The following is a 19,888-nucleotide window of genomic DNA, read 5'->3' on the forward strand; positions in this document are numbered from 1 at the left end:
CGCGGCGCGATGCAGACACCAAAGCCTCGTCCCCTGCCGCTGGCGGACAAAATCTATCAGACGCTGAAAAACGATATTTTCGATTTCCGCCTGATGCCCGGCGATCGCTTCAGCGAAAACGAGATCGCCGGACGGATGGCGGTGAGCCGCACGCCGGTGCGCCAGGCGCTGTTTCGGCTGGCACGCGAAGGCTATGTCGAGGTCGAATTCCGCAGCGGCTGGCAGGTATGCGAGTTCGACTTCACCCGTTTTGAGGAGCTGTACGATCTGCGCATCGTGCTGGAGTGCGAAGCCGTTAAGCGCCTGTGCGCGATGCCGCTGGCGCAGACCGGCGAGCGGCTGGCCGCGCTGCGGCGCTTCTGGCTGGAGGCCCCGCAGCTGGCCGACGGTAAAGCGGTGTCGCTGCATGACGAAGCGTTTCATATGGCGATAGTGGCGGCGGCGGGCAACGGCGAAATGGCCGCTATCCATGCCGAGCTGACCGAGAAAATCCGCATTATCCGCCGCCTCGATTTTACCCGTGAGGACAGGATTGCCGCGACTTATCAGGAACACGCACAGATTTTGCTGGCGGTACTTCAGCAGCAAAGCGAAGCGGCCCGGCGCATCCTGACGGCGCATATTGCCGTCAGCAAGGCCGAGGTCAGAAAAATAACGCTGCATCGGTTGCAGCAGGCCAGAACTTTACCCGATCCACTTAACTCTTGAGGTTCACCGGATGAAAAGACGTTCGTTATTAAAAGCTTTTGCGCTTTCGGCTTCGGTCATCGCGATGGGCGCGGCATGGAGCGCGCAGGCGGCGGAGACGATCAAAGTCGGCATCCTCTCGTCGCTGTCCGGCACAATGGCGATTTCCGAAACGCCGCTGAAGGACGTGGCGCTGATGACCATCGACGAAATCAATGCCAAAGGCGGCGTGCTGGGTAAAAAGCTCCAGCCGGTGGTGGTCGATCCGGCGTCCAACTGGCCGCTGTTTGCCGAAAAAGCACGCCAGCTGCTGTCGCAGGACAAAGCCGCCGTGGTCTTCGGCTGCTGGACCTCCGTTTCCCGCAAGTCGGTGCTGCCGGTATTTGAAGAGCTGAACGGCCTGCTGTTTTATCCGGTGCAGTACGAGGGCGAAGAGATGTCGCCGAACGTCTTCTACACCGGCGCGGCGCCGAACCAGCAGGCGATCCCGGCGGTGGAGTATCTGATGAGCGAAGACGGCGGCGGCGCGAAACGCTTTTTCCTGCTCGGCACCGACTATGTCTATCCCCGCACCACCAATAAAATCCTGCGCGCTTTCCTGCACGTCAAGGGCGTGAAGGACAGCGATATAGAGGAGGTCTATACGCCGTTTGGCTACAGCGATTACCAGACCATCGTCGCCAACATTAAAAAGTTCTCTGCGGGCGGAAAAACGGCGGTGATCTCCACCATCAACGGCGACTCTAACGTGCCTTTCTATAAAGAGCTGGCGAATCAGGGCATTAAAGCCACCGACGTGCCGGTAGTGGCGTTCTCGGTTGGCGAAGAGGAGCTGCGCGGCATTGATACCAAACCGCTGGTCGGCAACCTGGCCGCCTGGAACTACTTCCAGTCGGTGGACAATCCGGTCAATAAAAAGTTTGTCGCGGACTATCGCGCTTACGCCAAAGCGCACAATCTGCCGAACGCCGCGACCGCCGTCACCAACGATCCGATGGAGGCCACCTACGTAGGTATTCATATGTGGGCGCAGGCGGTCGAGAAAGCGGGAACCACCGATGTGGACAAGGTGCGGGAAGCGATGGCGAATCAAACCTTTAACGCGCCGGACGGCTTTACGCTGACCATGGATGCCACCAACCACCATCTGCACAAGCCGGTGATGATTGGCGAGATTGAAGAGAACGGCCAGTTCAACGTGGTGTGGCAGACCGACAAGCCGGTGCGCGCGCAGCCGTGGAGCCCTTATCTTCCCGGCAACGATAAAAAGTCCGATCGGCCGGTAAAAACAGCGCAGTAACCTCGTGGCCGGGATGGCAGCCGCCGCCCGGTCATCTTTTTTTCACTGAATGGGCATCGCGATGATTCTACGTCAACTGCTAACGCTCTTTATTACGCTGTGCCTGCTGCCCGCCGCCTTTGCCGGGCCGGCCGCGGATTTCGCCGCCGCCAGCCGTCCGGGCCAGGTCGCGCTGCTTCAGCAGTGGGCAGCCCAGCCGGACGCCTCGCGTCTTGCGCTGCTGACCGCGCTGCATCAGGAAAACGTGGTGCTGGACGCCAACAGGCGGCCGTTCAGCCGCGTTGACGGCAGGCTGGCGCCGCTTGATGGCAATGCGCCGCCCGAAGGCAGCACCAAAAAACTCTTTATGAACAACCGGCTGCGCGTGCTGATTGCCACCACGCTGGCCGCCCATCAGCTGGTCAGCGACAGCGCCGCCACGCGCCTGGCCGCCGCGCGCGAGCTGCAAAACGAAGCGCAGGCCGATCAGCTGCCGCTGCTGACCAGACGCCTGGCCGCAGAACAGGACGACGACGTACGCGCCGTGCTGGCTCAGGTCGTGGCCGGATTACAGCTTGCCGACGCCGATCCTCAGATACGCCTGAAGGCCGTAAAGCTGCTGGGCGAAACCAGCGATCCGCAAACCCAGGCCGCGCTGACGCGCCTGGCGCAAAACGAGCCGGATGCGCAGGTGCGCGCCGCCGCTGCCGACAGCCTGAAGCAGATCCAACAACGTCTGCGGCTGGGCGAGCTGCTCGGCCAGGCATTCTCCGGCCTGTCGCTGGGATCGGTGCTGCTGCTGGCGGCGCTGGGCCTGGCGATCACCTATGGCCTGCTGGGCGTTATCAATATGGCCCACGGCGAAATGCTGATGCTGGGCGCCTACGCCACCTGGCTGGTGCAGACGCTGTTTCAGCGCTACGCCCCGGAGTGGCTCGCTTTCTATCCGCTGCTGGCGCTGCCAGTGGCCTTTTTCGTCACCGCCGCCATCGGCATGGTGCTGGAGCGCACCATCGTGCGCCATCTTTACGGTCGTCCGCTGGAGACGCTGCTGGCGACCTGGGGCATCAGCCTGATGCTGATCCAGCTGGTGCGCGTGCTGTTCGGCACGCAAAACCTGGAGGTCGCTAACCCGCCGTGGCTGTCCGGCGGCTGGCAGGCTTTACCGGGGCTGGTGCTGCCTTACAACCGTATCGCGGTGATTTTGTTTGTGATCTTTGTGCTGATCCTGACCTGGCTGCTGCTGAACAAAACCCGTCTTGGGCTGAACGTGCGGGCGGTGACGCAGAACCGCGCCATGGCCGACTGCTGCGGCGTACCGACCGGACGCGTGGATATGCTGGCGTTCGGGCTGGGTTCCGGCATTGCGGGGCTGGGCGGCGTGGCGCTGTCGCAGCTGGGCAACGTCGGGCCGGAGCTGGGCCAGAGCTACATTATCGACTCTTTCCTGGTGGTGGTGACCGGCGGCGTCGGCCAGCTGGCGGGCACGGTGCTGGCCGCGTTCGGTTTAGGCATCCTCAACAAAATCCTGGAGCCGCAAATCGGCGCGGTGCTGGGGAAAATCCTGCTGCTGGCGCTGATCGTGCTGTTTATCCAGAAGCGGCCGCAGGGCCTGTTCGCCATCAAAGGAAGGGTGACTGACTGATGACGCAACCTATTACGCTGACTCTGACGCGAAAAGCGCCGCGCCTGAGCGTCGTCGCCGGTCTGCTGGTGACGGCGGCGCTGCTGATCCTGCCTTTTCTCGCGCTGCTGCCGGCGGACAATCCGCTGGCGATCTCTACCTGGACGCTGACGCTGATCGGCAAAATTCTTTGCTATGCGATCGTCGCCGTGGCGCTGGATCTGGTCTGGGGCTATGCCGGACTGCTGTCGCTCGGCCACGGGCTGTTTTTCGCGCTCGGCGGCTATGCAATGGGCATGTACCTGATGCGCCAGGCCTCGGGCGACAGCCTGCCCGCCTTTATGACCTTTCTCTCCTGGCAGAAAATGCCGTGGTTCTGGGCAGGTACGCAGCACTTTGCCTGGGCGCTCTGCCTGATCGTGCTGGTGCCGGGCCTGCTGGCGCTGATCTTCGGCTGGTTTACCTTTCGCTCGAAAATCAAAGGCGTCTACTTTTCGATTATGACCCAGGCGCTGACCTGGGCCGGGATGCTGCTGTTTTTCCGCAACGAAACCGGCTTTGGCGGCAACAACGGCTTTACCGGCTTCACTACCCTGCTCGGCTTTCCGGTCACGGCGACCGGTACCCGCATCGCCCTGTTTATCGTTACGGTGCTGCTGCTGCTGGCCACGCTCGCTATCGGCTTTGCGCTGGCGCGCAGCAAATTTGGCCGCGTGCTGACGGCGGTGCGCGATGCGGAAAACCGCCTGATATTTTGCGGCTACCATCCGCAGGGCTTTAAGCTGTTTGTCTGGACGCTTTCCGCCGTGCTGTGCGGGCTGGCAGGCGCGCTCTACGTGCCGCAGGTCGGCATTATCAATCCGGGTGAAATGTCGCCGACCAACTCTATCGAGGCGGCTATCTGGGTGGCGCTCGGCGGCCGGGGCACGCTGATCGGCCCGCTGCTCGGCGCGGGCATCGTCAACGGCGCTAAGAGCTGGTTTACCGTCGCCTTTCCCGAATACTGGCTCTTTTTTCTGGGGCTGATGTTTATCCTGGTCACGCTGTTTCTGCCGCACGGCGTGATTGGCCTGCTTCGCCGGAGGAAGCATGACTGAACCGCTTTTTACCCAGCCGCACCCTGCGGATCGCTATCGCGGACAAACCGACCCGGTCTTACAGCTGGAAAATATTACGGTGGCTTTCGACGGCTTTAAGGCGCTGACCGACCTGTCGCTACAGATTGGCGTGGGCGAGCTGCGCTGCATTATTGGCCCGAACGGCGCCGGAAAAACCACCCTGATGGACGTGATCACCGGCAAAACGCGCCCTACCAGCGGGCGAGTATTTTACGATCAGACCACCGACCTGACGATGCTGTCGCCGGTAGAGATTGCGCGGCAGGGCATTGGCCGTAAATTCCAGAAGCCCACGGTGTTTGCGGCGCTTTCCGTATTTGAAAATCTGGAAATCGCGCTTAAAGGCGACAAATCGGTGTGGGCCTGCCTGCGCGGCAAACTCAACGGCGAGCAGCAGGATCGTATTGACGATGTCCTGAAGCTGCTGCGGCTGGGCGCGGAGCGCGGGCGTCCGGCGGGCCTGCTCTCGCATGGGCAAAAGCAGTTTCTGGAGATTGGCATGCTGCTGGTGCAGGATCCGCATCTGCTGCTGCTGGACGAGCCCGCGGCGGGCATGACCGATGCGGAAACGGAGTACACCGCCGGGCTGTTTAAGGATCTGGCTGGCCGCCATTCGCTGATGGTGGTGGAGCACGATATGGGCTTTGTGGAAGCAATAGCCGACCGCGTAACGGTGCTGCATCAGGGTCAGGTGCTGGCGGAAGGCTCGCTGCGCGAGGTGCAGGCGAATGAGCAGGTTATCGACGTTTATCTGGGGCGCTGAGATGCTGAAAGTCACCGATCTGAATCAATATTATGGCGGCAGCCATATTTTACGCGGCCTCTCTTTTGAGGTCCGTCCGGGCGAAATCACCTGCCTGCTGGGGCGCAACGGCGTGGGGAAAACCACGCTGCTGAAGTGCCTGATGGGCCTGCTGCCAGCTAAGTCAGGCGTCATCAGCTGGCAAGAACAGCGCATCAACGGCCGCAGGCCGCATCAGCGCGTGCAGGCCGGGATGGCCTATGTGCCGCAGGGACGGGAGATTTTCCCGCGCCTGACGGTGGAAGAGAACCTGCTGATGGGGCTGTCGCGCTTTTCCGGCTCGCGGGCAAAACAGGTGCCGGAAGAGATTTATCAGCTTTTCCCGGTGCTGCGGGAAATGCGGCTGCGGCGCGGCGGCGATCTTTCCGGCGGGCAGCAGCAGCAGCTGGCCATTGGCCGCGCGCTGGCCGCCAGTCCGCAGCTGCTGATCCTGGACGAGCCGACGGAAGGCATCCAGCCTTCGGTTATTAAGGAGATTGGCGCAGTGATCCGCCAGCTGGCGCAGCGCGGCGATATGGCTATCCTGCTGGTGGAGCAGTTTTACGATTTTGCCGCCGAGCTTGCCGACAGCTATCTGGTGATGTCGCGCGGCAAAATTGTGCGGCGCGGCCGGGGTGAAACCATGGAAGCGGACGGCGTACGCGGGCTGGTGGCTATTTAATGGCGACGCCTGCGCTGAAAAAGGCCGCAGGCGTTGTTTATTTCCCGACAGGACTTAATATTTATCGATTAATATATTGCCATCTCAATTATATTTCTCGGAGCTTTCGCACAATTAACTTTAAACATTATTCGCAGCGATAAATATACACCCATCCCTAAAATACATTGCCATCCCAATAACCACATGCCTGTTCAATCCTGTAAAACCTTTTTTAAATAGCGCTGTACCACCGTCTCTAAAAAAGACCAATATCTCTATTTTTCCTTATTTAACTGTTTATCAAACAATAATTATTTTTATCCCATAAAAAATTAACGTCATATTAATTAAGGTTAATTTACTCATAACGTTTCCTCCAATTTTTCATATCTTCTTTTCGTAAACTTTATATACTTAACCACCTTGTTACTGATTTATTTTTTCCAATTATCCCTCATCGGAGGTATTTGCGTGGCTACTTTTCCTTTGACTACCGTACAGCAAGCCGTCTGGCTCGATCAGCTTCTTACCCCAGAAGCACCCTGCTATAACGTGGGCGCGCTGTGGCACATCGATACAACATTTACCGCAGATCTATTGCATGACGCTATCAGGAAAGTTATGGCGCAGCATGAGGCGTTAAATATCATTCTTGAAGAAGATGAACACGGCATTAATCAGACGACCGTCCATAAAAAAGAACCCGTCCTTGAATACCACGATGTCAGTCAGGCGTCTCTGTCGTTAAATGAAGCCAAAGCATTTATTCGCCGCCAGTTTATTAAACCTTTTAAATTACATGGCGAACTGCTCTGGCGCAGCATGACGGTTAAAGTTAATGATGTCACTACGCTCTGGCTGTTCAGCACGCATCATATCATTGCCGACGGCACCTCAGTTTCGCTGTTAAGTAAAATGATTATGGCCAGTTATAAATCATTACAGGCGCAGGCGCCCTGTGCGCCCGTTCTCTCTGCGGGCTATAGCGATTTTATTATCCGCGACCAGCAATATCTCTGCTCCGAGCGCTATCAGCACGATCGGGCATATTGGATTAACCATTTTGCCGAAGCGCCCGCTTCATTGCTGGAGCGCCGTCAGGGCTTTCAGGAAAATAAAGCCTGGCCCAGCGCGCACGCGGTGCGGCGTATTACGGCGGCACGCTATCAACAGCTGAAAAACTTTGCAGAGCAGCACGGCGGCTCTGCTATGCATTTTTTTAGCGCGCTCCTCGCCTGCTGGTTCGCTCGTCAGTGGCAGACCGATTCGCTTACCCTGGGCATGCCGGTGCATAACCGCAGCGGCGCACGCTATAAGCAAACGCCCGGCATGTTTTCATCGATGATCCCGGCCAGGCTGGCTATCGACGTTAGCCAGCCTTTTGCCCCCTTGATTAAACAGGTCGCTGACGAACTGCGCCGAAGCTACCGTCACCAGCGTTTTCCCATCGCCGAGCTGAATCGCCATCTGCGTCTTAGCCAGCAGGGCCGCCGCCAGCTGTTTGACCTGAGCTTTTCGCTGGAAACGTTTCCGACCGACATCGAGCTGAACGGCCTGCCGCTCAAGGTCGAGGCGATGCGCCATCACCATGAACAAATGCCGCTGGCCGTGTATTTACGGCACTACCATCCCGGCGACGACCCGCTGCTTGAGTGCAACGTCAATCTGGCCTGGTTTAGTGAAGAAGAAGCGCAGCGTATCGCCGATCGCCTGCTGCAAATGATGACGGCAATCCTGGACGGCCCTCAGGATCTGCCCGTGGCGCAGCTGCCTTTGCTGCTGCCCGACGAGCAGAAAAATATTTTTCATCGCTGGAACGCTACGGAGCAAGCCTGGTCTTTTCCCGAAGGTATCCACCGCTATTTTGAACAGCAGGCCGCCGACCGTCCCGACGCCATCGCGCTCTGTGGCTACAGCCAGCAAACCAGCTATCAATCGCTCAACCGCCAGGCTAATCAGCTGGCCTGGCATTTACGCAGGCAGGGCGTTAAGGCGGACGACCGCGTGGCGCTTTGCGTTGAGCGCAGTCGCGAGATGGTGGTAGCGCTGCTGGCGATACTGAAAGCCGGCGGTGCCTATGTGCCGCTTGACCCCGATTACCCGCAGGAGCGCCTGGAACATATGCTTGAAGACTGCGGCGCCGTCGCGCTGCTGGTTGACGATGCCGGGGAGAAAGCCCTGCGGGGGTTGGGCTCGGTTCCCCGCCTGCATCTGCTGAACGATAAAATGCACTGGCGGGAAGCGCCAACCGGCAACCTTTCCGCTGCCTGCGACCATCCACAGCGCTCGCTGGCCTATGTTATTTATACTTCAGGCTCGACCGGTAAGCCGAAAGGCGTAATGAATGAACACCTGGCCGTTATGAACAGGCTGAAATGGATGCAGCAGGCTTATCAGCTTCGGCCGGAAGAGACTGTGTTACAAAAAACACCGTTCAGTTTTGACGTCTCGGTCTGGGAGTTTTTCTGGCCGCTGATGACAGGCGCGCGGCTGGCGCTGGCGAAGCCTGGCGGTCATCGCGAGCCGGATTACCTCAGCGAGGTTATTCATCAGTACCAGGTTACCACGCTGCATTTTGTTCCTTCCATGCTGCAACTTTTTTTACGCCACGGCGACATGGCCCAGTGCGGCAGCCTTAAACGCATCGTTTGCAGCGGTGAGGCGTTGCCGCTGGCTACCGTGCAACGCTGCCACCAGCAGCTGCCCCAGGCGGCTTTGCACAATCTTTACGGCCCGACGGAAGCCGCCGTGGATGTTTCTGCCTGGCACTGCTCGCCTGCGGATCCGCGTCCGCTAATCCCTATCGGCAAACCCATTGCCAATACTCGCCTCTATATTCTTGACGCGCAGCTGCAACCCGTTCCGCCTGGCGTCAGCGGCGAGCTGCATATTGGCGGCATTCAGGTCGCAAGAGGCTATCTCAACCGTCCTGAACTGAGCAGGGAACGGTTTATCGCCGATCCTTTCAGCGCCTGCGGTGAAGGCCGGCTCTACAAAACCGGCGACCTGGCCCGCTGGCTGGACGACGGCAGCATCGACTATCTGGGGCGCAATGATTTTCAGGTAAAAATTCACGGTTTGCGTATCGAACTGGGCGAAATTGAGCAGCAGCTTGGCCACTGCGCTGGCGTAGAAGGTGCGCTGGTGCAGGCCTGCGATGACGATCGGGGCGATAAGCGGCTGGTCGCCTGGGTAGTGGCTAAACCGGAAGCCCGGCTTGAGCAGCGGCTTCGCGAACAGCTGAAGGAAACGCTGCCCGATTATATGATCCCGTTCGCTATTGTGCGGCTGGATGCCTTCCCGCTCTCGCCCAACGGCAAGCTGGATCGTAAAACGCTGCCGCAGCCCGTTTTACAGGCACGGGAAGAGAAAACCTTTCTGCCGCCGATCGATAACGAGGAGCGTCTGCTGGCCGCGTGCTGGAGCGATCTTCTGGGCGTTTCCCGGATCGGCCGCGACGATGATTTTTTCGAGCTTGGCGGTCATTCAATTCATGCCATCCAGCTGATGATGAAGTTGAAAAACCAGGGGATCGCAATAGAGATGAAGACGCTGCTCTCGCACGCTACGCTGCGTCAACAGGCCAACGCTATTCGCAGCGGTTACCATGCCGAAACCCCGGCCGCCTCGCCGCCGCCGCTGCAAAAACTGCTTCAGCATATGAACAGGTCGCAGACAGAGTTTCGTCTGCTTCAGCCTTTGAATGTTCATACGGCCAGCCGAGAAATGTGGATGGTGCATCCCGCCATTGTCGGCTGCGAGATCTATCAGGATCTGGCGCTAAGCCTGGAAGGCAAAATGAACGTCATCGGGATTAATAACTATAACCTTTTTAATCAGCCTGCCGTGTCTGCCCTGCCCGCGCTGGCTGCTTACTATTTGCAGCATATGCTACAGCGCGGCCTGCCGCAGGATCGGCCGGTTTATCTGCTCGGCTGGTCGTTGGGCGGCATTATTGCGCTGGAAATCGCCGCGCAGCTGGAACGCGCCGGTTATCGGCATATCCACGTTTTTGTGCTGGACAGCCTTTACCAGACGGCCGTTCAGCAGCGCGTTACCCCAGGCATGCTGGGATCGCTGCTGGCGGCTATTGGCTTAGAAGGCGAAGCGGCCCGGCGCGTTATTCGCATTGAAGACACGGAGTTAAAGCTAAACGATCAGCCGCTGAGTTCAGCGCTTCGCCATACCAGGGTGACGCTGTTCAAGGCCACAAAATTTGTGAACCTGATTAATATCGATCGAAACGATGGGCGCGAAATACTGGCGATGACCGATAATGGATTAGGTCAAATTTGTCAGCATCTTAAAATCGTGCCGCTGGCAGCGGATCATCACTCTATTATCTCTTGCCATCAGGACATTATCGCGGCGCTAACCGACAACCACGCGACGAAAAGCTCTACCGCATAACCGCTGCTTTCAGAGCCGTAAACACTGGCGTTTGCGGCGCTTTACCGATGCGGGTAAGATAATCCCTCTGCCTGCATCTTTCCCTGCAACTTATTAAAATCAGAGCGATTTATACGGAAAAGCAGCGCCCGTCCCCGAACAGGAACAACCGTTTATGGAAAGCCGTAGCAGCGAGCGAGTAAAAAAACTGGCCCACGCGCTGAAGCGTACCGACAAGATCCATCTGAAAGAAGCGGCGCTGCTGCTGGGCGTTTCCGAAATGACCATTCGACGCGATCTTGGCGAGCAGCCCTCTTCCGTGGTGCTGCTTGGCGGCTATATCGTCAGCGATCCTAAAGCTACCCAGCGCCACTACTTCGTTTCCGATCAGCAGGCGCACAACGTGGAAAAGAAGCGGCGGCTGGGCCAGCTGGCGGCCACGCTAATTCAGCCCGGCGAAACGGTGTTTTTTGACTGCGGCACCACCATGCCGTGGATTATCGACGCCATTGATAACGAGCTGGAGTTTATCGCCATCTGCTGCGCGGTAAACACCTTCCTGGCGCTGAAAGAAAAACCCCGCTGTAAGGTGATCCTCAACGGCGGCGAGTTTCACGCCGACAACGCCATTTTCACGCCGCTGGGCCAGGGCTCGGTTATCGATAATCTTTGTCCCGGCAAAGCCTTTATCTCTGCGGCGGGCATTGATGCGCATCAGGGCGTGACCTGCTTCAACCTCAACGAACTGCCGATGAAGCATCAGGCCCTACAGCGCGCCAGCCAGAATATCCTGGTGGCGGACAGCAGCAAATTCGGCAAGGTGCTGCCCGCGCGCATCGGCGAGCTCTCGCTGTTCGATACCCTAATCAGCGATAAAGCGGCGCCGGAAGCGCTGGCCCGGCGGCTGGAACAGGCGGGCGTGACGCAGTACTCAGGATAATCTGCCGCCTGCGTCTGTGATTGCCGGGTGAAACCAGCTAAACTTCGCTATCTGAGTGGGCAGCGACTGCCCCGATTATTACACAGACACCAAGAGGCTCATCCTACGTGGCTCAATTCGTCTATAGCATGCATCGCGTCGGCAAAGTGGTTCCGCCGAAGCGTCATATCCTGAAAAATATTTCCCTGAGCTTTTTCCCCGGCGCAAAAATCGGCGTGCTGGGCTTAAACGGCGCGGGTAAATCTACGCTGCTGCGCATTATGGCCGGCATTGATAAAGATATCGAAGGGGAAGCTCGCCCGCAGCCCGGCATCAAGATCGGCTATCTGCCGCAGGAGCCGCAGCTCAACCTGGAGCATACCGTTCGTGAATCGGTAGAAGAGGCGCTGGCCGACGTCGTGGGCGCGCTGAAGCGTCTGGACGAAGTTTACGCGCTGTACGCGGAAGAAGACGCGGACTTCGATAAGCTGGCCGCCGAGCAGGGTCGTCTGGAAGAGATTATCCAGGCGCACGACGGCCACAATCTGAATACCCAGCTGGAACGCGCCGCCGACGCGCTGCGCCTGCCGGACTGGGATGCGAAAGTCGCTAATCTTTCCGGTGGTGAGCGTCGCCGCGTCGCGCTGTGCCGTCTGCTGCTGGAAAAGCCGGACATGCTGCTGCTGGACGAACCGACCAACCACCTGGATGCCGAATCCGTGGCCTGGCTGGAGCGCTTCCTGCATGACTTCGAAGGCACCGTGGTGGCGATTACCCACGACCGTTACTTCCTGGACAACGTCGCGGGCTGGATCCTGGAGCTGGACCGTGGCGAAGGTATTCCGTGGGAAGGCAACTACTCCTCCTGGCTGGAGCAGAAAGATGCCCGCCTGGCGCAGGAAGCCTCCAGCGAAGCGGCCCGCCGTAAATCGATCGAGAAAGAGCTGGAGTGGGTGCGTGCCGGTACCAAAGGCCGTCAGTCGAAAGGCAAAGCGCGTCTGGCCCGCTTTGAAGAGCTGAACAGCACCGACTACCAGAAGCGTAACGAAACCAACGAACTCTTTATTCCACCTGGCGCGCGCCTGGGCGATAAAGTGCTGGAAGTCAGCAACCTGCGCAAATCCTATGGCGACCGCCTGCTGATTGACGACCTGTCGTTCTCCGTGCCGAAAGGCGCTATTGTCGGCATCATCGGCCCGAACGGCGCGGGTAAATCAACGCTGTTCCGCATGATGTCCGGTCAGGAACAGCCGGATTCCGGCAGCATCGTGCTGGGCGATACCGTCAAGCTGGCCTCGGTCGATCAGTTCCGCGACAGCATGGATAACTCGAAAACCGTCTGGGAAGAAGTATCCGGCGGCCAGGACATCATGCGCATCGGCAATACCGAAATGCCAAGCCGCGCCTATGTCGGCCGCTTTAACTTTAAGGGCGTCGATCAGGGCAAACGCGTAGGCGAACTGTCCGGCGGCGAGCGCGGTCGTCTGCACCTGGCCAAGCTGTTGCAGGTCGGCGGCAATATGCTGCTGCTCGATGAGCCAACCAACGACCTGGACATCGAAACCCTGCGCGCGCTGGAAAACGCCCTGCTGGAGTTCCCTGGCTGCGCAATGGTTATCTCGCATGACCGCTGGTTCCTGGACCGTATTGCCACTCACATCCTGGACTATCAGGATGAAGGCAAGATCGAGTTCTTTGAGGGTAACTTTACCGAATACGAAGAGTACAAGAAGCGTACGCTGGGTGCGGAAGCACTGGAGCCGAAACGCATCAAGTACAAGCGTATGGCGAAGTAATCTCGCTACGCCGTGCCCGGCTGTCTGCCGGCACGGCGTGTCACCTTTTTCTGCCGTTGAAATCCCCGTAGTTCGCCTGAACGCACCACGCTCTGACGATAAAATTCCCGTAGTTCGCCTGAGCGCGCCAGGTCCTGACGATAAAATCCCCGCAGTTCGCCTGAGCACACCGAGCCCTAACGATAAAACTCCCGGAAAATCTCCGACTCCAGCGCGAAATCGACAAAGCGCACCAGCGCGGGCGAGTTCAGCTTACGGCTGGGATAAACCAGCCACAGCTCGCTGCCCAACGCTTTCCAGTCCTGGAGCACCTCTACCAGCTTTCCTTCAGCCAGCATGTCTTTAGCCAGCATTTCCGGCAGCAGCGTAATACCCGCATCGGCCAGGGCGCATTCTCGCGCGTACAGCAGATTATTGGCGGTATGCACCGGCGGCAGCTGCCAGCGATAATACTCATCCTCTTTTCTTAACGGCCACTCGTTCCATACCTGATGGGCAATGCAGCGGTGATCCGCCAGCTGCTGAGGATGGGTAAGCGCTTCGTAGCGCGCCAGATAGGCAGGTGAAGCGACCAGTAAGCGCCTGGTGTAGCCAACCCGCCTGCCGATAAGCGAAGAATCCTGCGGCTGGCCGGTACGTAGCGCAATGTCATAGCCTTCCTGCACGATATCGTGCATCCGATCCGATACCGACACCTCCAGCATGACATCCGGCCAGGCCTGCTGAAAAGCGGCGTTAAACCGCGCCAGCAGCGTGGCTCCGATGCCGGCCGGCGACGTGATACGTAAGCGTCCGCTTGGATTGTCCCGCAGGCGATCGATGGTCATGCTGGCCCTTTCGCTGGCCTGTAGCATCTCGCGGCAGTGCACCAGATAACGCTCGCCGGCAAAAGTCAGATTAAGCTGGCGGGTCGTACGGTTAATCAGGCGCAATCCCAGCGCCTGTTCAAGTTGACTGATACGTTGGCTGACGCTGGATTTCGGCAACCCTGCGCGCTTTGCTGCCCCGGTAAAACTGCCGCACTCGGCTACCATTGCAAAGAGAGCCATATCCTGCAGCTGTTTAAACATTATTGTTCACCTGAAACGAACGCTGAGTTAGTGATTGTGCGACTTATCATTAGTCTGCTTAGCTTCTACACTCAATAGCATAAATCAAAGGAGAGGTGTTATGACAATCAGAGCTATTGCCGTTAATCCAGAAAAACCGGATCAATTTATTGAAATACAAACAGATAAGCGTGGCCCTGAGGGTTACGACCTGCTGGTCGAAGTGAAAGCCGCCTCGGTGAATCCGGTGGATACCAAAGTCCATAAGGGCGCGCAGAAAAACGGCCTTAAGGAGCCGCGCATTCTGGGCTGGGACGCCAGCGGCGTGGTGCTGGAAGTCGGCAGCAAGGTCAGCAATTTTAAAGTCGGCGACGAAGTCTATTATGCGGGCGATCTCACCCGTCCGGGCAGCAACGCCACGCAGCAGCTGATCGATTCCCGCATCGTCGGCCACAAGCCCACCTCGCTGAACTGGGCCGAAGCCGCCGCGATCCCGCTGACCGCCCTGACCGCCTGGGAAGGTCTCTTTGACCGCCTGCTGATTGATAAGGCTGAAGAAGGCAAAACGCTGCTGATTGTTGGCGGCGCAGGCGGCGTAGGCTCGCTGGCTATTCCTTTCGCTAAGCTGCACAGCAAGGTCACCATCATCGCCACCGCTTCTCGTCCTGACTCGGCGCAGTGGTGTAAAGATCGCGGCGCGGATCTGGTTATCGATTATAAAGATATGCCTGCGGAACTGGAAAAACATGGCCTGAAGCAGGTCGACTATATTTTCTGCCTGAACGATACCGACGGCCACTGGGAGACGCTGGCACAGCTGATCGCGCCGCAGGGGCAAATCTGTACCATCGTGGAAAACGAAAAGCCGCTCAATATGGATCAGCTCAAGCTGAAAAGCGCCGCGCTGCACTGGGAGTTTATGTATACCCGCAGCATGTATAACACGCCGGATATCGCTCGCCAGGGTGAAATTCTGGACGCCACGGCGAAACTGCTGGACGACGGAAAAGTCACCACGTCGCTGAGCAAAACGCTGCAGGGACTGAGCGTGGAAACGCTGACGGAAGCGCACCGTCTGGTGCTGGAAGGCCATATGCGCGGTAAAGTGGTGATGGTTTATTAATCGAACTCCCGAGACGGCTCGCAATCCTTCGAGGGTAGAAACGATATAATGGCGTCGGCGCTTGAGGCTTTTTGCCTCATGTCGTTGGCAGCGATGCTGATGGAGAGTGTGGCAGAAAGAAGAAAGCCCCGAAGGTCATTTTTCAATTAACCAACGAGGCGTTCTGCATGACCAACAGCATCAGAATAGCCTCTTGCCCGCCGCAAGGCAAGGAGAAGGCAGCCATGAAAATACCGCATAACACGCTTATCCTGTGCATATTAATAGTGTGTCTCACGCTGTTACTATTCACCGGTCTGGTAAGGAAATCGCTCTGCGAGATCCGCTACAGGGACGGTAACAGGGAGGTGGCGGCGCTCATGGCTTACGAATCCGGCAAGTAGCTGCCTGAAGGCAGGGGAAACCCTGCCTTTTTGGAGATGATGAAAGCTGGCGTGCCGCAAGCGCCTTTTACAGGGCCGTCGGGTAACGCTGACGGCCCTTTCCGATCTTTTTATCCGCCGCTTCTGTGAGCTGTCCCGCAGCCGCTTAGCCAGATGCCAAAATTTCCCTCGCCTTGCCCCGCCATCCTTGTGCGGCTGTACGATGCCGCCGCCTGGACGCTTTTTTATACTGAAACGGCAACAGGCAGCCGGCGCTCATAAATCTGATTACAAGCCGCTGTCTCCCTCACTACCCGATGAGGTTTATGGCATGAAAATCAGTCACATTGAGGCTATCCGCCTCGCTATTCCTTTTGAAAGCGATCGCAGTACGCCAGAGGAGCAGACAACGGCCTGGAACGCCGCTTCGCCTGCGTTAAAGAAAATGGAAACGCTGCTGGTGCGCATTACCACGGACGATGGCCGCCAGGGCTGGGGTGAAGGCTTCGGCCATTTATGCAATCCGGTGACGCTTCAGGCGCTGGAATCGCTGGTCATCCCGCTTTTTCTGGGAAAAACGGCGCCCGAAAGCCGCGAGGCGCTGACGGCGCTGGTTAGCGAGGCGGAGCAGGCGCTGCACGCTTTTGGCCGCAGCGGGCCGGTACGCTATGCGCTGTCGGCTATCGATATCGCGCTATGGGATCTGCTGGGTCAGCACCTTGGCCAGCCTTTATGGCAGCTGCTGGGCGCGACGCGCAGCGAGATCGGCCTCTACGCCAGCCTGGTCAGCTACAACAACCAGCCGGAAGAGGTCGCTCGTCAGGTACGGCGCGCCTGGCAGGCGGGCTTTCACACGATGAAGCTGCATGAAACCGATTACGCCGCCATTGCCGCCGCCAGAGCCGCGCTGCCGCAGGAAGCGACCCTGATGGTGGACGTAAACTGCCCGTGGACGGTAGCGGAAGCCACCGCCCGCGCTCGCCAGCTGGCAGAATTAAAGCTGGGCTGGCTGGAAGAGCCGATCTGGCCGCCGGATGATATTGCAGGCCTGGCGGCGGTACGTCGCGCGGGCACGCCGATAGCCGCCGGGGAAAATGTTTGCGGTGACTGGGGATTCGAGCCGTTTTACTCTGCGGCGGCGGTGGACGTGCTGCAGCCCAGCGTGGCAAAAGTAGGCGGCATCACGGCCATGCTGCGCGTGATGGCCCAGGCGGCCGGGCACGGCATTAAAGTGGTGCCGCACTGTTTCTACTACGGCGCAGGTTTGCTGGCGACGGCGCACCTGGTGGCCGCCTTGCCGCAGGATATCCTGCTGGAAGTGCCCTGGATCCGCTTCACGCCGCAGCTCTATCCACAGCTCGATTTTTCCCCGACGCTTACCCTCTCCACTACGCCAGGCCTGGGTTTCTCGCCCGATCTGGCCGTGCTGAAAGCTCATACCGTCAGCCATATCACCTTAAGCGCGGAGGCCAGTCATGTTTAAAAACTATCGCAGCGTTGTGGCGCTGCTGCTGTTTTTCGCGGGCGTGCTCAACTATCTGGATCGCGCTGCGCTGTCGGTGATGGCGCCGCTGGTGAAAAAGGATTTGCAGATTGACGACGCGCAGATGGGCATCCTGTTCAGCTGCTTTTTTATCGGCTACTGCCTGTTCTGCTTTTTGGGCGGCTGGGGCGCCGATCGCTACGGCCCGCGCAAGGTATTTGGCTGGGCGGCGGCCGTCTGGTCGCTGTTCTGCGGCGCGACGGCGCTGGCGGGCAGCTTTACGCACCTGCTGATCGTCCGCGTGCTGTTTGGCATCGGCGAAGGGCCAATGGGCACCACCACCAATAAATCGATCTCCAACTGGTTCCCGCGCAAGGAAGTCGGCCGCGCCGTCGGCTTCACCAATGCCGGTCAGCCGCTGGGCGCCGCTATCGCCGCGCCCGTGGTAGGATTAGTCGGGCTGCACTTCGGCTGGCGCGTTTCTTTTATCGTGATTGCCGCGCTGGGCTTTGTCTGGCTGGCTTTCTGGCTGTGGCTGTTTCGCGACAGGCCGGAACACCATCCGCGCGTCAGCGAGCCGGAAAGACAGATGATCGCCGCTCAGCGCCCCGCCACTCGCGTTACCCCGACGGGCCAGGCTAAGACGCCGCTCTGGCACTACGTGCTGTCGCTGCCGGTACTGGGCGTCGCGGCAGCCTTCTTTTGCTTTAACTACATCCAGTTTTTCTTTCTGTCATGGCTGCCCAGCTACCTGACCGACTTTCAGCATCTGGATATTAAAAGCATGAGCCTGATCGGCATTCTGCCGTGGCTGGGCGCGACCATCGGCTTTATCGGCGGCGGCATGATTTCCGATGCGCTGTTCCGCCGTACCGGCAATTTTTTGCTGTCGCGCAAGCTGGTGATCTTCTCTGGGCTGGCGGTGGCCGCCGTCTGCGTGATGCTGACGGCCTGGGCCAGCAGCGTCACGCTGGCGGTTTCGCTGATTACGCTGGCCAGCGTGTTCGCCTATATGACGCCGCAGGCGTGCTGGTCGCTGCTGCAGGATATCGTGCCCGCCGAGCGCATCGGCACCGCCGGCGGATTTGTGCATCTGCTGGCGAACCTGGCGGGTATCCTGTCGCCGGGCATCACCGGGTTTCTGATCCAGTATGGCGGCGGCTATTCGTCGGCCTTTTTACTGGCCAGCGTACTGGCGCTGACCGGAATGGCGCTGCTGGGTATCTTTGTGCGTGAGCGCAGCGTCAACGCGCTGCGGGCGCTGGCTTAACGAACAAAAAGGGAGCGTGCTTCGCTCCCTTTATTTTATTCGCTCAGCCGCCGGTTGAACGCGCGCCCAGCATCTCCTGTACCAGCTCCACGCAGCGCAGAAAGCGCTCGTCGTAGCTATCCTGCTCGACGTGCACAAAATCGATATTGTTCGCCTCCAGCATGGAAACCAGCAGCGCCTGGAACTCTTTGCGATCCACCGAGCTGCCGAGGCTACGCAGCCCGTCCGCTACCCAGGGGACGTTGTTCTCGACCAGGATCACCAAATCAAAGCGGTACTCATCAATCAGCGCCTGCACAAAAGGATGCTCGCGCCCCTCATACTTCTTACAGAAGGCCTGGGTCGTCACAAAGTCGGTATCGATAAAGGCGACCTTGTTCGCATATTTCACCGCAAAATCGATGTACTGTGCCTGGCCCAGCGCGATCTTATCGTAGTCAGAATATTGCAGCGCCATCTCGTCGCCGCCCAGGTGCGAGAACACGTAGTCGCGGCCAAATTCCCAGGCGCTGGTAGTGTTAAAAATATTTGCCAGCTTGTTAACCAGCGTCGATTTACCGCTCGACTCGCCGCCCAGGATAGCCACCGTGCGCACAAAGAACGGTTTTACTTCCGTCGGAATATATTCCCAGTAGCGGAAAGGATCCTGGCGGATCTGCGCGCCGCTGATGTTCATAAAGGATCGTTTAGGATCGATCAGCACCGCCTCAATGCCCAAATGCTGCTGATACTGCGGCGCATCCGGCTCTTCGCTGGTATAAACCCGATTGGGGACAATACCGTGGTTTTCCATAAAGTCATTGATGCCCCGGCTCCAGACGTCCCAGCCGTGCGGATAAGGCTCCATGCCCTCTTCGTTAAACGAATGGATACGGATATTTTTCTGGTACTTAAAAGTTTGCAGCAGCCAGCGCAGGCGATCGCTGACGGTCGGCTGCTGCGACATGGCGCTGGCCTCGAACAGCTCGCGGTCGCGCGACTCGTCGTAGCCCATAATGATATGCAGCTCGTCAACCTGACTACAGGCGCGCTGGATCAGATAGATGTGGCCGGTATGCAGCGGATAGAATTTGCCGAACACCACGCCGATGGTTTTTTCACGGCGCGGAAACTCCAGGCCAAGATAGCGGTGCAGCGCCTCCAGCTTTTGCGCGCTGGGGCTTTTGATCTTGGCGTTGAGCAGCTGGCTGAGGTAGCCCTTGGTCATGCCGCTGGCTTCCGCCACCTGCTGCAACGTACAGCCCTGCTGGCGAATAGCCGTTTTCAGATAATCAAATGACGACACCGGGTGCCTCCTGCATAACGGGCGTACGTTCCGCCGCTTTGAAATGCGGAGCGCGCAAC

At 58.5% G+C, this 19,888-nt stretch carries 15 protein-coding genes; 13 read left to right on the forward strand and 2 right to left on the reverse strand.

All coding sequences use genetic code 11. The annotated features are described in order from the left end of the window. Nucleotides 1–9: 9 nt before the first annotated feature. From AB3U87_RS06260 to ettA, 9 genes are all read left to right on the forward strand, one after another. The gene (locus AB3U87_RS06260; protein ID WP_253455409.1) at nt 10–708 is read left to right on the forward strand and encodes a GntR family transcriptional regulator; all 699 of its coding nucleotides are present in this window, start codon (nt 10–12) and stop codon (nt 706–708) included. Nucleotides 709–718: 10 nt separating this feature from the next. Further along, a complete protein-coding gene (urtA, locus tag AB3U87_RS06265; protein WP_301730188.1) occupies nt 719–1,987 on the forward strand; it encodes an urea ABC transporter substrate-binding protein in 1,269 nt (422 codons plus the stop codon). Nucleotides 1,988–2,048: 61 nt separating this feature from the next. After that, nucleotides 2,049–3,611: an urea ABC transporter permease subunit UrtB gene (gene urtB, locus AB3U87_RS06270; RefSeq protein ID WP_394148707.1), complete on the forward strand. Its 1,563-nt coding sequence runs from the start codon at nt 2,049–2,051 to the stop codon at nt 3,609–3,611. Beyond that, nucleotides 3,611–4,687: an urea ABC transporter permease subunit UrtC gene (gene urtC / locus AB3U87_RS06275; RefSeq protein WP_253455415.1), complete on the forward strand. Its 1,077-nt coding sequence runs from the start codon at nt 3,611–3,613 to the stop codon at nt 4,685–4,687. The genes urtB and urtC overlap by 1 nt, the downstream gene beginning before the upstream one ends. Next, the gene (urtD, locus tag AB3U87_RS06280; RefSeq protein ID WP_301730190.1) at nt 4,680–5,471 is read left to right on the forward strand and encodes an urea ABC transporter ATP-binding protein UrtD; all 792 of its coding nucleotides are present in this window, start codon (nt 4,680–4,682) and stop codon (nt 5,469–5,471) included. Before urtC ends, urtD begins: the two co-directional genes overlap by 8 nt. Nucleotide 5,472: 1 nt before the next feature. Further along, the gene (gene urtE, locus AB3U87_RS06285) at nt 5,473–6,171 is read left to right on the forward strand and encodes an urea ABC transporter ATP-binding subunit UrtE (protein WP_394148791.1); all 699 of its coding nucleotides are present in this window, start codon (nt 5,473–5,475) and stop codon (nt 6,169–6,171) included. A gap of 453 nt (nt 6,172–6,624) precedes the next feature. Next, nucleotides 6,625–10,563: a non-ribosomal peptide synthetase gene (locus AB3U87_RS06290; protein WP_394148708.1), complete on the forward strand. Its 3,939-nt coding sequence runs from the start codon at nt 6,625–6,627 to the stop codon at nt 10,561–10,563. 154 nt (nt 10,564–10,717) lie between these two features. Continuing rightward, a complete protein-coding gene (deoR, locus tag AB3U87_RS06295; RefSeq protein WP_301252421.1) occupies nt 10,718–11,482 on the forward strand; it encodes a DNA-binding transcriptional repressor DeoR in 765 nt (254 codons plus the stop codon). A 107-nt stretch (nt 11,483–11,589) separates the two neighbouring features. After that, nucleotides 11,590–13,257, forward strand: coding sequence for an energy-dependent translational throttle protein EttA (gene ettA / locus AB3U87_RS06300; RefSeq protein WP_125290490.1), 1,668 nt, complete (start codon nt 11,590–11,592; stop codon nt 13,255–13,257). 176 nt (nt 13,258–13,433) lie between these two features. On the opposite strand, the gene AB3U87_RS06305 is transcribed toward ettA, so the two are convergent. Next, nucleotides 13,434–14,330 (reverse strand): LysR family transcriptional regulator, encoded by an 897-nt coding sequence (locus AB3U87_RS06305; protein WP_253461126.1) that lies wholly within the window; start codon nt 14,328–14,330, stop codon nt 13,434–13,436. 97 nt (nt 14,331–14,427) lie between these two features. Between AB3U87_RS06305 and AB3U87_RS06310 the strand changes: the two genes are divergently transcribed. The 4 genes from AB3U87_RS06310 to AB3U87_RS06325 all read left to right on the forward strand — a co-directional run bounded on the left by AB3U87_RS06310 (nt 14,428) and on the right by AB3U87_RS06325 (nt 18,544). Continuing rightward, nucleotides 14,428–15,429, forward strand: coding sequence for a zinc-binding alcohol dehydrogenase family protein (locus AB3U87_RS06310; RefSeq protein ID WP_253455423.1), 1,002 nt, complete (start codon nt 14,428–14,430; stop codon nt 15,427–15,429). Between the two features lie 224 nt (nt 15,430–15,653). After that, the gene (locus AB3U87_RS06315) at nt 15,654–15,812 is read left to right on the forward strand and encodes a type I toxin-antitoxin system Hok/Gef family toxin (protein ID WP_253461128.1); all 159 of its coding nucleotides are present in this window, start codon (nt 15,654–15,656) and stop codon (nt 15,810–15,812) included. 310 nt (nt 15,813–16,122) lie between these two features. Next, complete coding sequence (locus tag AB3U87_RS06320; RefSeq protein WP_394148709.1) at nt 16,123–17,274, forward strand: mandelate racemase/muconate lactonizing enzyme family protein; 1,152 nt, start codon at nt 16,123–16,125, stop codon at nt 17,272–17,274. After that, nucleotides 17,267–18,544 carry an MFS transporter gene (locus tag AB3U87_RS06325; protein WP_253455427.1) on the forward strand — a complete coding sequence of 426 codons (1,278 nt, stop codon included), beginning with the start codon at nt 17,267–17,269 and terminating at the stop codon, nt 18,542–18,544. Before AB3U87_RS06320 ends, AB3U87_RS06325 begins: the two co-directional genes overlap by 8 nt. Before the next feature lie 43 nt (nt 18,545–18,587). On the opposite strand, the gene nadR is transcribed toward AB3U87_RS06325, so the two are convergent. Then, nucleotides 18,588–19,829 (reverse strand): multifunctional transcriptional regulator/nicotinamide-nucleotide adenylyltransferase/ribosylnicotinamide kinase NadR, encoded by a 1,242-nt coding sequence (nadR, locus tag AB3U87_RS06330; RefSeq protein ID WP_125290485.1) that lies wholly within the window; start codon nt 19,827–19,829, stop codon nt 18,588–18,590. Nucleotides 19,830–19,888: the final 59 nt, after the last annotated feature.

This window comes from Erwinia plantamica, from assembly GCF_043420595.1.
GTDB lineage: Bacteria > Pseudomonadota > Gammaproteobacteria > Enterobacterales > Enterobacteriaceae > Erwinia > Erwinia aeris.

Coding starts and splice junctions, on each gene's coding strand:
- AB3U87_RS06260 (WP_253455409.1), top strand. CDS start 10: ATGCAGACACCAAAGCCTCGTCCCCTGCCGCTGGCGGACAAAATCTAT.
- urtA (WP_301730188.1), top strand. CDS start 719: ATGAAAAGACGTTCGTTATTAAAAGCTTTTGCGCTTTCGGCTTCGGTC.
- urtB (WP_394148707.1), top strand. CDS start 2,049: ATGATTCTACGTCAACTGCTAACGCTCTTTATTACGCTGTGCCTGCTG.
- urtC (WP_253455415.1), top strand. CDS start 3,611: ATGACGCAACCTATTACGCTGACTCTGACGCGAAAAGCGCCGCGCCTG.
- urtD (WP_301730190.1), top strand. CDS start 4,680: ATGACTGAACCGCTTTTTACCCAGCCGCACCCTGCGGATCGCTATCGC.
- urtE (WP_394148791.1), top strand. CDS start 5,473: ATGCTGAAAGTCACCGATCTGAATCAATATTATGGCGGCAGCCATATT.
- deoR (WP_301252421.1), top strand. CDS start 10,718: ATGGAAAGCCGTAGCAGCGAGCGAGTAAAAAAACTGGCCCACGCGCTG.
- AB3U87_RS06310 (WP_253455423.1), top strand. CDS start 14,428: ATGACAATCAGAGCTATTGCCGTTAATCCAGAAAAACCGGATCAATTT.
- AB3U87_RS06315 (WP_253461128.1), top strand. CDS start 15,654: ATGAAAATACCGCATAACACGCTTATCCTGTGCATATTAATAGTGTGT.
- AB3U87_RS06320 (WP_394148709.1), top strand. CDS start 16,123: ATGAAAATCAGTCACATTGAGGCTATCCGCCTCGCTATTCCTTTTGAA.
- AB3U87_RS06325 (WP_253455427.1), top strand. CDS start 17,267: ATGTTTAAAAACTATCGCAGCGTTGTGGCGCTGCTGCTGTTTTTCGCG.